The sequence below is a fragment of the Hyunsoonleella flava genome, assembly GCF_004310325.1.
Classification (GTDB): Bacteria; Bacteroidota; Bacteroidia; order Flavobacteriales; family Flavobacteriaceae; genus Jejuia; species Jejuia flava.
Window position 1 is genome coordinate 181,680 of the sequence record NZ_SIRT01000001.1, and the last position, 13,965, is coordinate 195,644.

At 34.2% G+C, this 13,965-nt stretch carries 7 protein-coding genes; 3 read left to right on the plus strand and 4 right to left on the minus strand.

The features are described from left to right. Positions 1–46 precede the first annotated feature (46 nt). The 3 genes from EYD45_RS00735 to EYD45_RS00745 form a co-directional block, all read right to left on the minus strand. Complete coding sequence (locus tag EYD45_RS00735; RefSeq protein WP_130962431.1) at positions 47–466, minus strand: thiol-disulfide oxidoreductase DCC family protein; 420 nt, start codon at positions 464–466, stop codon at positions 47–49. An 18-nt stretch (positions 467–484) separates the two neighbouring features. Continuing rightward, a complete protein-coding gene (locus EYD45_RS00740; RefSeq protein ID WP_130962432.1) occupies positions 485–2,383 on the minus strand; it encodes a tetratricopeptide repeat protein in 1,899 nt (632 codons plus the stop codon). Positions 2,384–2,673: 290 nt separating this feature from the next. Then, positions 2,674–4,845: an endonuclease MutS2 gene (locus EYD45_RS00745; protein ID WP_130962433.1), complete on the minus strand. Its 2,172-nt coding sequence runs from the start codon at positions 4,843–4,845 to the stop codon at positions 2,674–2,676. Between the two features lie 186 nt (positions 4,846–5,031). Here EYD45_RS00745 and EYD45_RS00750 point away from each other — a divergent pair, with 186 nt between their 5' ends. The 3 genes from EYD45_RS00750 (at position 5,032) to EYD45_RS00760 (ending at position 10,715) form a co-directional block, all read left to right on the plus strand. After that, positions 5,032–6,123, plus strand: a complete 1,092-nt coding sequence (locus EYD45_RS00750; RefSeq protein ID WP_130962434.1) for a DUF2911 domain-containing protein — start codon at positions 5,032–5,034, stop codon at positions 6,121–6,123. Positions 6,124–6,450: 327 nt separating this feature from the next. Then, positions 6,451–8,214 (plus strand): signal peptide peptidase SppA, encoded by a 1,764-nt coding sequence (gene sppA / locus EYD45_RS00755; RefSeq protein WP_130962435.1) that lies wholly within the window; start codon positions 6,451–6,453, stop codon positions 8,212–8,214. Between the two features lie 164 nt (positions 8,215–8,378). Continuing rightward, on the plus strand, positions 8,379–10,715 hold the full coding sequence (locus EYD45_RS00760; RefSeq protein ID WP_130962436.1) for a VWA domain-containing protein: 2,337 nt from the start codon (positions 8,379–8,381) through the stop codon (positions 10,713–10,715). A gap of 104 nt (positions 10,716–10,819) precedes the next feature. Here EYD45_RS00760 and ccsA read toward each other — a convergent pair whose 3' ends face one another. After that, complete coding sequence (ccsA, locus tag EYD45_RS00765; protein ID WP_233702478.1) at positions 10,820–13,954, minus strand: cytochrome c biogenesis protein; 3,135 nt, start codon at positions 13,952–13,954, stop codon at positions 10,820–10,822. Positions 13,955–13,965 lie beyond the last annotated feature (11 nt).

The following is a 13,965-nucleotide window of genomic DNA, read 5'->3' on the forward strand; positions in this document are numbered from 1 at the left end:
ATTGTTTGATAAGTGAATGCTTATTTTGAATTAGTGTGGAACTAATTCAATCCAAAAACCTATTTCTTAATTCAGGAGTAGGAATCATGCAAGCATCTTTTTTACCATACCACTTATAGCGATTTTTAGCAACAAAATCGTACACCCAATTGCTAATAAATGGAGGAATAATAAGAAATACACTCAAAATATTTGTTGGAAAACCTAGTTTAGAAGCTACTTTTAATGCCGCGGTACTTTTGGTAGTAATGCCTTTTTCTGGCGTGTATAATACAATTGAATCTACTTTAGAAGTGTCAATATTAAAGTGATTGATGATATTTTTTCCAACGTCGCTTTGTAGGGCGGCAAACATAAATTGGTTTTTCTTATCACGTTTGATAACATATTGTACGGAGGAATTACAGAGATTACAAATCCCATCAAAGAGAATCAATTGTTTATCCTTAGTTACACCAAAATCCATGGTGCAAAGATACGCCCTTTACAAATCACTTAAAAATTGGTTGAGATCGGTTTCTTTGTCTAGATTTAGCTTTTTCTTTAAGCGATATTTGCTCTTTAAAACGCTTTCAGGCAAAACGTTAAGCATTGAAGCGATTTCCTTGGTGGATAAATTCATTCTAAGGAAGGATGCGAGACGCATCTCTTTTTCCGTGGCTTCAGGGTAAACCTCTTTTATCTTATGATCAAAGTTGTTATGAACTTCCGTGAAATAGGATTTAAAAACTTCCCAATCCTTATCCTCTGCACTTTCTTTTTTAAGGAGCATCACAATACGTCTAAACTCGACTTTAAATAGTTCGGGTGATCGTTTTATTTTCTCTAGATTATCTTTAAGTTCTTGAATGAAAGTGTTTTTCTGAACCAAATGCAAGGTTTGTGTGGCCAATTCCTTCTTTTTAAATTCAATTTCCTGTTTGTAAATTTCTTCTTGTTTTTCGCGCTCTATTTTATTCTTTTTCATGCGTTGCTTAAAACTAAAGTAGATGAGTCCCGCAATCGCCAGAAACGAAAACATACCAATACCGTATAGGGTTTTTGTAAGCTTATCATTTTTAGATTGCTCATTTAAAGTTTCAATTTCCTTTTTCTGAAATGCAATCTCAGTTTCTTTTTGTTCAGATTCGTAAATAGCTTTCAGTTCTTCAATTTGTTGCAATTTTTTAGTAGAGAAAAGGCTGTCGTTTATAGATTGATACAACTTTAAAAACTCTAATGCATCATTATTCTTATTGAGTCCTTCCAAAATAGTAGACCTATGTTTGTACAAATCTGCAAGATGCGACATTGCACCTAAAGATTTTGCCAAATCAATAGCCTCAGCATTATTTTTTAAAGCTGAACCATAATTTTTAGATTGATAATCAAGTTTAGAAAAGCTGTGAAGCGTATTTGCTAAGCCTAACTTCAAATTTTCTTTTTGAGCTATAGCCTTTGCTTCTAGTAATATGTTTTTGGCCTCTGTATTCTTATTTTGAAGTCGTTTAATATCTCCCAGATTATGCAAGGCGTTACTAAGCGCGAGATTATCCTCAACTTTTTTAGCGTTTTCAACTGCCAAATTGAAATAGTTTTCAGCGGAAGCATAATCATTTAAATTTTGGTAGGATATCCCTAGGGAATTTTGGGTATATGCCACATAAAATATTTCTTCGTAGTGCTCATAAATTTCTAAAGCTTCTTTAAAATATTTTATGGATGATTCATGATTTTCTAAACCACTTTCAATATCACCTATTTGTTTTAAAGCATCAGCCTTACGGGTTTCATGGTTTATTTTTTCAAAACATTCTAGTCCTTGGAGTGCATAAATTAGAGCTGTCTTAAAATTGGCTTTCTCAATGTAAATATTGGCTAATGAAACATATTGTGCGCCAATGAATTTTGTTTTGGCATCACCTTCTTTTTCATGGGTTTTTATAAGTTCAATATTTTCTTTTGAAATAGTAATGGCATTGTCCAAATTGCCATTTGAGCTTTCGATAGAGGAGAGGGAATGGTTAACGAAGATTAATCCACGGGTAATATTGGCTTCTTCAAAAAATGTTTTGGCTTTTTGGTAGTAGTAGAGTGCAGAATCATTTTCAGATTTATTAGCGAAATAATCAGCGCGATGCATATACCCAACAGCAATACCTTTAGTGTAATTTATAATTTTAGAGATTTCAAGTCCTTTTTCTGCATAAGCTTTGGCTTCCTCTGGTTTTGAGAACATTAGTTTTTCATGGAGACGTGTTAAAATCATCACTTTAACAGAATCGTCTTCTTTTCTATTGGCGAGTTCGGTTTTTAAACTATCGATAAGTTTTGTGTTTTGGGAATAGCCTAATGCCGATAAAAAAAATAGAAAGAACACGAAAGCTAGGGTTGGATTTTTCATTTTTGACGATTGTTAGCTATTGCTAAGTTATAGATAATAGCGGTTCGTTTTACAAGGTTGCATTTTACTAAAAACCCGTTTGTCTGGAGTTTGTCCATTCTATTTTTAAGTCATACGGAATTTAATTTACTGAAAATCAAATAATTGAAAATTAAATTAATAAACACATCTAGCTAGTGTCCAATTAGAAATTAAATGGAATGTCCCCCTTTTGTCCACTAAAAACGGAAGTAAAATAGCGAAGTAAGCTTCTAAGAATATGATTATAAATAGACTAAAACAGTAATTTTCTACTTTTTTCCCGCTTCAACTAGCTCCAATAAATCCAAAGCCACATTAGTAGTAAACATACCGTAGTTAACATTGGCCTTATTTTTTTCAATACTATCTATACTTCCAATTGCTCTACCATCATGCATGCGTACGCGGTCGCCCACTTTTAACACAGGTTTTGGTTTTGGTGGCGCTTCATCTGCTTTTTTCTTTGCAGCTTTCTTCTTTTTTCTAATAATGTTTACCTTCTTTTCAGCTTCCTGTTTTACCTGTTCTTCTTTAGCCTTTTGCGCACGTTTTTGTTTCGCTGATACTTTTTTACGCTTAGAATTTTCAACCTGTACTAATTTGAACAATTCTGCCATCAACTCACGTTTCTTCTTGTTTTCGAAGTATTTTTCGGCAATATCATTTACTTTTTGACCTAAGTAAATTAAACGCTGATTGCTATCGTACAATTCTTGGTAGCTTTCCAGTTTCTTTTGGACTTTAGCGTTTATTGCCTCTAGCTTATCTGCTTCTTCACTTTTCTTTTTCTCATTAAGCTTTAAGGATTGACCTGTTTTTTCAAGCCTTGAACGCTCTTTTTGAAGTTTGGCAATAGTAGCATCAAAACGCACTTTACTGCGCTCTATCTTCTTTTTAGCACGATTAATTAATGAGTAGGGAATGCCGTTTTTCTGTGCCACTTCAAAGGTAAAACTGCTACCGGCTTGCCCTACTACGAGTTTAAACATAGGCTCTAGCGTACGTTCGTTAAACAACATGTTGGCGTTAATCATGTGCGGTAGTTCTGTAGCTAAAATTTTCAGGTTGGAATAGTGGGTTGTAATAATGCCAAAGGCTTCGCGATGATAAAATTCCTCCAAAAACGTTTCGGCTAAAGCCCCACCTAATTCAGGATCAGAACCAGTACCGAATTCATCTATAAGAAAAAGGGTGTTTTTGTTACACTTTCGCAGAAAATAGTTCATCTGTTTTAAACGATAACTATAGGTACTTAAATGGTTTTCTATAGATTGATTATCACCAATATCACTTAAAATTCTATCGAATAAGCATACCTTACTGCGCTCGTGTACAGGAATTAACATGCCACTTTGCAACATCACTTGCAGCAAACCAACTGTTTTTAAGGTGATACTTTTTCCACCTGCGTTTGGTCCAGAAATTACAATAATTCTGCTACCTTCTTTTAATGATAGTGTTTGCGGAAATGTTTTTTCCTTCTTTTCTAAATTATTTAAATAGAGTAGCGGGTGGTATGCATCACGTAAATACATGCTCTTGTCTTCAGAAAGTTCGGGAAGAATACCGTTCATAGATTTCGCATATTTCGCTTTTGCGGAAATCACATCAAGATCAATCAAAAAAGACTGGTAATCTTTTAAAAGAGGTAAGAACGGACGCATGAAATCAGTTACTTCTTTTAAAATACGAATCACCTCTTCCTTTTCTTCGTACTCTAAATTATTTAGCTCTCGTGTATATTGTAGTGTAGTTTCAGGTTCAATATAAACAATGCTTCCTGTTTTGCTGCCACCCATAATGGCACCTTTCACTTTTCTTCGGTACATGGCTTTTACGGCTAAAACACGTCGGTTATCAACTACAGATTCTCGGATGTCATCCAAATATTCGAGATTGTGATAGGTGTTTAATGCAGATGCAAAACTCTGATTTATTTTACCTTTTACTTTGTTTATAGACTTTCGCAATTCATATAAGGTGTCAGAAGCATTATCCTTAATATCTCCAAATCGATCAATGATGGCATCTACTTTTTCAATCAAAATTTTAGTGACTTCAATGTGTGATGCAAACTGATTTAAGGTTGGATAGTACTCTTCAAACTTTTTAAGAAAGGTAACAATGGTGTTTACCGTAAGCGAGATGGATACAATTTTTTTCAATCCGTGCACTTCTAAATAAGTGTTTTCAATATTTAAAAGCTGAATTTCTTTTGAGATGGTGTCAAACCCATGATTTGGAATGCGGTTATCATTGTCGAAGGATGATATATATTCATTAGTAAGATGCAATGCAAACTGTAGATCTTCTCTGGATTTGTAAGGAGAAATTTTTAGAGCAGCCTGATGTCCCAAGGGTGTAATGCACAACTCACTTACTTGTTGCAATACAGTTGGAAATTCTAAATCTTGTAATGTTTTATCGTGAATGTGTATCATTCTTGTTTGCCGCAATTCTTTTTTTAAAGCATGCAAAGTTAAAGAATCTCGCGGAGACATTAGTGTGTTAAGGTATTCTTAAGAAAGAGTTAATTAACATTTTGCCATTATTGTTTAACAAATTAATAACAGGACGACGTTTGATAAGTGTCTAACTTGAAAACACAAACCAAACCATTCATCAAAATGAAATTACGAACAGTATCCACAATTCTTGTGTTTGTACTTTTTTCAATTAGTACAAGCACCTTCGCTCAATTAAACACACCAAGAGGTAGCCAAATGGCAAAAGTATCTCAGCGTGTAGGACTCACAGACATTACAATAGTATATTCCAGACCCAGTGTAAACGGAAGGGAAATATGGGGTAAATTGGTGCCATATGGTATGAACAATTTAGGATTTGGCACCGCTAAGGAATCTCCTTGGCGCGCTGGTGCCAACGAAAACACGATTATCAAATTTTCTGATGACGTAAAAATTGAAGGACAATCTTTAAAAGCTGGAAAATATGGTTTCCATATCGTTGTGAAACCTGATAATATGGCTACACTTATTTTTTCAAAAAGTACAAAAGCCTGGGGAAGCTACTTCTATAATCCTGATGAGGATGCTTTAAAAGTAGATATAAAAACAACTGAGGCACCTCATACAGAACTGTTAACGTATAGCTTCATAGCAGTTGATGCTAATTCTACAACAGCGGCTTTAAGTTGGGAAAAGAAACAGTTTCCTTTTAAAATTGAAGTCAACACTACCGATATTGTAATGGCAAATTTTACAGAACAACTTAAAGGGCAAGCAGGTTTTGGTAGACAAAACTGGGAAACTGCCGCAAATTATACCTTAAATAACGGAGGCGATTTAAACACAGCCTTAAATTGGATTGATGCAGCAATTAGCGGACAGTTTTTTAGCCAAAAAACCTTTAATAATGTGGCATTGAAAGCGCAGATTTTGAATAAAATGGGTAAAACCGATCAGTATGCTAAACTCATGGACGAGGCTGCGGCAATGGCGAATAAAAATCAGCTAAATGCCTTAGGTTACCAAATGATGGGAGCAAAAGATTACGACAGAGCATTGAAGTATTTTAAAACCAATGTGGCAAATAACCCCAAAGATGCTAATAGTTACGACAGTTTAGCCGAATGCTATAAGGCAATGGGAGACAAGGCAAAGGCTATAAAGAATTTTAAGAAATCTCTATCCTTAAACCCTCCGGCTAATGTTAAAGCGAATTCTGAGAAACATCTCAAAGAACTAGGCGTGATTTAAACCAGACTTTAAATATCTAAACTAGCAAAGGCTCAACTTCAAAGGTTGGGCTTTTGTGTTTTCTTGGGCGTTACCCCATTGGGGTCGGGCTTTTCGCTAAAAGTTTTGGCTCGATGCACGCCTCGCCAAAAGCTACCGCTACAATCCCTAACGCGGGTTTATCTGCTAAAAACATAGGCATACCTATCTTATAAATCTTCTTACTATAGTTCTTTCAAAAATAAACGCAACTTTCCCTATTTTTGCAAAAATTGCTAAAGGATAGTTAAAAAGTAAATGTGCTGTAACAATTTTACTTTTTTCAGACTAACGAATAAAATTAAATATATGAGTTTTTTAAAGAGAGTATTATCAACTGTAGTTGGAATTTTTGTGTTTTTAGGATTATGTTTCTTCGGACTGATAATTATTGGAGCTTTGTTCGGTGGGTCATCAGAAGAGGTCGTACAAGTAAAGCCAAATTCTGTTCTAAATTTAAAACTAGATTTCCCAATACAAGATTATGCAGGTAAAACAATTTACAAAGAATATCCTTTTTTAAATGAAGATGATAAAAATGGATTATTCAACTTAGTTGATGCTATAAAATATGCCAAAACCGATGATAAAATAAAAGGTATTTCAATAGAAAATAATTTTATCATGGCGGGTATAACACAAACCAAAACGTTGCGTGATGCTTTACTAGATTTTAAAGATTCTGGTAAGTTTATTGTTGCGTACGCAGATATTTACACACAAAAAGATTATTACTTAAGTTCTGTTGCTGATACGGTTTATATCAACCCCGTTGGGATGATGGAATTTAAAGGTTTGTACACCGAAAGATTATACTTTAAAGATTTTCAAGAGAAATCTGGAATAAAAATGGAGGTGGTACGTCACGGAAAATACAAAAGTGCAGTAGAACCGTTTTTAGAAAATGAAATGAGTGATAACAATCGAGAGCAGATTTCAGTATACCTAAACGGACTTTGGTCTGAAATTAAAAAAGAAGTTTCAGAAGCCAGAAATATTCCGGTGGAGCAATTAGGTGTTATTGCTGATAGTTTATTGGCACGAACTCCAACTTTGGCTGTTAAGTCAAATTTAGTTGATAAAATTGCATATCATGATGAATATGTAAATGGTTTAAAGGCTGCTGTTGGGATTACTTCAAATAAAAAACTGAATTACGTTTCCGTTGAAGATTATGCGCAATATGCAGCGCCTAAAGTAAAATCAAATTCTAGTAAAAATAAAATCGCAGTCATTTATGCGGAAGGGGATATTATGTATGGAGAAGGTGAAAACGGAGTTGTTGGACACATCACGATGAACAAATCTATTAAGAAAGCTAGAGATGATGAAAGGGTGAAAGCAATAGTATTACGAGTGAATTCTCCAGGAGGAAGTGCGTTGGCGAGTGAATTGATTTGGAGAGAAATAGAGTTGACTAAAAAAGTGAAGCCTGTTATTGTGTCTATGGGAGACTTGGCAGCATCTGGCGGTTATTATATTGCAACCAACGCTGATAAAGTTATCGCCGAAGCTACAACCATCACTGGAAGTATAGGTGTGTTTGGAACTTTGCCAAACTTTAAAAACTTAGCAGATAATATGGGCATTAATGCAGAACAAGTGGTAACCAATACTAATGCAGTAACCTATAGTATTTTTGAGCCTTTAAATGAAAATCAACATAAATACATAAAAGAAGGCGTTATTGATGTGTATAGTCTGTTTACAAGGCGAGTAGCTGAAGGACGTAATCTTACCCCTGAACAAGTTGAGGAAATAGCTCAAGGAAGAGTTTGGACTGGAAATGATGCCTTAGAAAGAGGTTTAGTGGACGAATTAGGCGGTTTAGATTTGGCGCTAAAATATGCTGCGGAAGCTGCGGACATTGAACAATATAGAATCAGAGAATATCCAGTGTTTGAAAAGAACCTTGATGAAATGTTAGAAACCTTTGGTTTAGCGAAAGCCAAAGAACAAATTTTAGCAGAAGAACTTGGAGAAGAAAATTACAAACTCATAAAAGAAGTAAAACGTTTGTCACAGAAAAAGGGCGTTCAGTTACTGTTTCCTTTTAGTACCGAGATAAAATAACTAACTCCTGCAAAAGCAGGAATCTATAAATAAATATCAGAGGCTTTTTTATCGAAGCCTCTTTTTTTATGTCTTCACTCAATCAAAAGTGTGGTTCACTCATTTTACGTTTCAGGTTGCGTAGGTTGATTATAGTTTTATGCTAAACTTTAAAATCGACTATTATGAAAACGCTATTTACATTCATTTTTACTTTGGTAATTTCAACGCAATTAATAGCCCAAGAACACCTCGTAACTGGAAAAGTAACTGCAGCAGATGATTATCTTCCGCTTCCTGGAGTCTCAATTGTTGTGAAAGGACAGACTAAAGGCACAACAACTGATTTTGATGGTAATTATCAAATTAAAGTAAAGACTAACGACGTTTTAGTATTTTCCTATGTTGGGTATGTCACAAGACAAGTTTTAGTAAAAAAGCAAAATACTATTTCTGTTGCATTGGAAGCAGATCATCAAGCTCTAGAAGAGGTAGTTGTGATGGGCTACGGTTCGCAAACAAGATCAGATTACACAGGAGCAGTATCAAGTTATAGGCCTACGGCTGCAGATATTAGAAGACAAAAGAAAAAGGCATATCATAACAAATTGGCTAATCAAATCCAATCGAATTCAACCCAAAAATCATTACAAGGACAGGTTGCTGGTGTTAATGTAGGTAATAGTTCTGGTGCTCCTGGAGTATCTTCTCAAATTTTAATTAGAGGAATATCTTCAATTTCTAAAAACAGAGAGCCCCTAGTGGTGATTAATGGTGTGCCTACCTCATATAGTAAATTATCACAAATGGATCCTAAAAACATTAAAGCAATTGATGTTTTGAAAGATGCAGCGTCAACAGCTATCTATGGAAGTAGAGGTAGTAATGGAGTTATTCTTATTTCAACAAAAAATAATACAAAAAGTATAGAAAAAGCGCCTTTGTATATAGTTGACGGCAAGCCAATCAAAAAAGAAAATAACTATATAATCGAAAGTTTAGCAGAATCTGATATAGATACAAAAATTAAATATGGAAAAGGAGATGCCAAAGATAAATTCGGAAAAATAGCTAAACATGGGTGTATTGTGATTACAACACATCAAGGTAATTTCAGAATAGATAACAACGAAAGCTATGCAGTTATTGAAGAGAATAGTTTTGAAAGAACTTCATTATCTCCACTTTCTACGTTTTCTATTGACGTAGATAAAGCATCTTACAGTAATATTAGAAGAATGATTAACAATGGTGTTACTGTTGCTCCAGATGCAGTAAAGATTGAAGAAATGATAAATTATTTTGATTATAAATATCCACAACCGGTAGGACAGCATCCTTTTTCAATAAATACTGAAGTTGCCAAAACGCCGTGGTATAATGAGACTAAAATTGTTAAAATAGGACTTCAAGGAAAGACTTATGATAATGATGAGCTTCCACCATCAAATCTTACATTTTTAATTGATGTATCTGGTTCAATGTCAGCACAAAACAAGTTACCGTTATTGAAATCAGCCTTCAGGTTGTTGGTTAATCAATTGAGAGAAAAAGATAAAGTGTCAATCGTTGTTTATGCAGGGGCCGCTGGTACCGTACTTGAGCCAACTTCAGGAAAAAACAAAGAAAAGATTTTACAAGCTTTAAATAACTTAAATGCCGGAGGTTCTACCGCTGGAGGCGCAGGAATAAATTTAGCTTATAAACTTGCGGAAAGACATTTCAAAAAGAATGGAAACAATCGTGTTATTTTGGCGACCGATGGGGATTTTAACGTTGGAGCATCTAGTGATAAGGATATGACGGCACTAATTGAAGAAAAACGTAAATCAGGTGTGTTTTTGTCTGTTTTAGGTTTCGGATACGGAAATTATAAAGATTCTAAGTTAGAAGCCCTTGCAGATAAGGGAAATGGTAATCATGCTTATATTGATAACATGCAGGAAGCGCAAAAAGTTTTTGGTAAAGAATTTGGTGGTACATTGTTTACCATAGCAAAAGATGTGAAAATTCAAGTTGAGTTTAACCCAAGTAAGGTTCAAGCCTATAGATTGATAGGATATGAAAACAGAATGCTAGAAGATGAAGATTTTATTGATGACACTAAAGATGCGGGTGAGCTAGGGAGCGGACATACAGTTACTGCGCTTTATGAAGTTATTCCCGTTGGAGTTACTAGTGAATATTTAAAAGAAGTTGACGATTTGAAATATACCAAAAGTCAAGCGACTCAAGATTTTTCAGATGAACTATTTACTGTCAAGTTTAGGTATAAAAGGCCCGATGGCGATAAAAGTATTGAAATGGTACACGTTCAGAAGGATGAAGTGAAAGAAGCTTCAGAAGATTTAAAGTTTGCATCTGCAGTGGCGTTATTCGGAATGCAATTAAGACAATCAAAGTACGATAATAAGTCAACACTTGAAGATGTGCTAATTTTGGCTAGTGAAGGTAGGGGAGATGATGAAAATGGCTATCGATCTGAATTTAAAAGATTAGTAGCATTATATCAGAATTTATAAATATGATAAAAATGTAAAAAGTTTAATAAAACAGTATAAAGAAAAAAGAGATTTTCATTTTGAAAGTCTCTTTTTAAAATTAATCAATAAAATAGTTTTAACACCTAGTTTTTTACAAATGATCGTTTTCTAAAATAAGCTACAACAGTAACCAAAATAACAACAACAATCAATACATAAATAAACTTTGGAATAGGTAAAGGGTCGCCAGCTGCATAACTATGTAATCCTGACAGATAATAGTTTACACCAAAGGATGTCATTATTATAGAGCCAAAAGCAAAAACACTTGCGGTATTTAACACGTAGTTACTTTTTAACTTTGGTATCAATCTTAAGTGTAATACAATAGCATACATAATGATACTTATAAGAGCCCAAGTTTCCTTAGGATCCCAAGCCCAATAACGCCCCCAAGATTCATTGGCCCAAATACCGCCTAGAAACGTACCTATAGCCAACACAAATAACCCAATCGTCATAGATATTTCATTAATATAGGTAAGCTCTTTTATTTTAATATCCATGACTTTTTTGGTCTTCTTTGTTTTGAAAATGGTAAGTAATAAAGCCATAAAACCTAAGATAGCAGAAAGTGCTAATGGCGCATAACTACTTACTATAGTAGCCACATGTACTTTTAGCCAAAAGGATTTTAATACAGGCATTAAATTAGTTATTTCAGGACTTAACCAATCTAGATAACTCACAAATAATAAAGCACCAGAAAACAATGTGGCTAGTGGTAGTGCAAAATCAGATTTTCTAAACGTGAATAAACCGCATAGTACTAAAACCCACGATACAAATACTAGCATTTCATAACCATTACTCCAAGGAGCATGTTGCGAGACGTACCAGCGAAGAATAATATTACCAGTAAATAATAAGAAACTTATTAAAGTTAATAATATGAGCGCATTCCAAAGGAATTCCACAAGTTTTTTCTTAGTAAATATTTTAGCAATAGCTAACACTAAGAGTATTGCACCTAGAGTAAAAAACACTTGAAATAACCAAAAATTTAAATTAAGCTCATTATACCAAAGCTCCGCTTCAATACGTTTTCTGCTTGGTATAATTTCTTTACCTAATTCGTCTTGAAACGTCTTAATATAACCTAGTTTTTCACTAGCATCTATCCAGTTTTTTTGATTAACGTCTTCAAAATACGCTGGAATAATTTGTTTGGCGAATTTCCCATCATCAACAGGGAAATCGTTAAAATGATGTGTTTGACTGTGCCATTTGTTATTCTCGTCATTACTGTTTGGAAATACCTTTAAATAATTGCCGGAAAACACATTGTAAAGAATATTAAAACGTTCATCAACTTTTAATATTTCCTTATCAAACTCACTCCGTTCTGCAGGTTTCTTTTTATTTGCAATTTCAGCAGCTTCAGCTAAAATATAACTGCCTTCATCACCTAAAAGTTCTACAAATGACACTAATCCATCTTCACTGATATTTAAATCACTAAACAATTCGCCTCCTTTTTTTACATCTACTTTAATAAGAGGTACATATTGCCAAATGTTAGATGCAGATTGCATTGCCAAAAACGTTTGATTCGCACTATAGCGAATGCTTTTTCCGTTTTCGGTAAATTTAAAATAGGGCTTGCGGGATAGTTTCCTTAAAAACTCTGAAGCAAGCGTATTCATTGGTTTTATACGTCCGTCTAAATCTTGAACCATTAAACGTCCAAAAAGCTCTGCATGCTGATTGTCTATTTCAAGTTGTTCAACTAGTTTTAAATCTATGGTAGGTTTTTTCTCTTGACCAAAACTTAAACTAGTAATAGCAAATAATAAGAGAAGTAAACTGGCACTTTTCAATTTTAATTTTTTTAGTTTTTTATTGATGAGGTTAAAACGCGATGATTTCCCAAAAAGGGTAAAAAACATACCTATCATCATCAAAAAGTAACCTATATAAGTTACGTTTGTTCCCAGCGCATCATGGTTAACGGCTAATACTGTTCCCAGCTCGTCGGTATCATAACTCGCTTGAAAAAACCTGTATCCCTTATAATCCAATACGTTATTCATAAAAATACGATGTGGTATTTCTTGTTCGTTATCAATAACCTTTACTTCACTAGCATACGAAGATGGGCTTGTAGAACCAGGGTAACGTTCAAGTTGAAAATCATCTAAATGAATAGAAAATGGTATTGTAATAGGTTGTGCGCCGTAGGAAAGCGACACGTTGATGTTTTTAAAATTCACTTCACTTGAAATCGGTAAAAAACCTTCACGATATAATAGGTTAACCTCTTTTTCTATGTTATAAGCACTAACATTTACAATAAGCGCATCGTCTTTTTGAGCATCATTATCTTTAGGTTTTTCAGATGCACTAACAATTTCAATTTTACCTTTTGGATGATAGGCTAGAGGCACAAATGAAGCATCTCCATCTCTGTATAATGTTCTTAATTGTATGCTATGAAGACTATCTTTTTTAATAGTTCCAGCAGTTTCGGTAGCCATAACAAAACTGCTTAAATTTCTTGGTGACAGAATTTTAAAACTACCATTGACTTTAGTAATATTTATAACATCTTCTTGTTGAACATCAAACCCAATTTTGTGTTTATGTGCCCCAATAGCTTCAATTTCTCCCTTTTCAAGAAATATAGATTCTCGTCCATTACCCGCAGAAATTATCATTTCTAGCATCGGTTTTCCATCAGTGTCATCATTTATTATTTGCGGAATGGCATCTGCAATAAATGCTTTGTATGAAATTGAAATTGGGGTATTTTCAAAATCTGTTTCAATAGAGAAGTTATTGTTACTTAAAGGCGAAAAATCAACCTGTTTTCTTAATGTTTTGGTTTGTTTTCCGTTTGAAATATGAGCGTGTAAATAATTATTGTCTGATATTACTGTGTTAGACGAAGCACCTTCACGAACCCTCATAATGCCGCCGTAAGAGGCATAACGAGTAATTCCAGCTCCTAATAGAATAACGATAAATGCCAGATGAAACATCAATAGTGCCCATTTTTCTTTTCGCCAAAGCTTGTATTTAAAAATGCTCATTACAAAACACAGGCCTAAACCTATCATAACAAGCTCAAACCACCATGCATCGTATATAAGTTTCCATGCTGTTGCAGTACCATAATCATTTTCAATAAACGTGGCTACAGCCATGGCTATTGCAAAAGTAAATAGGCATAAAACCGCAAGTATAGGCGAAGCAAAAAGACGTGCAAATTTATTCATCGTGTAGTTGG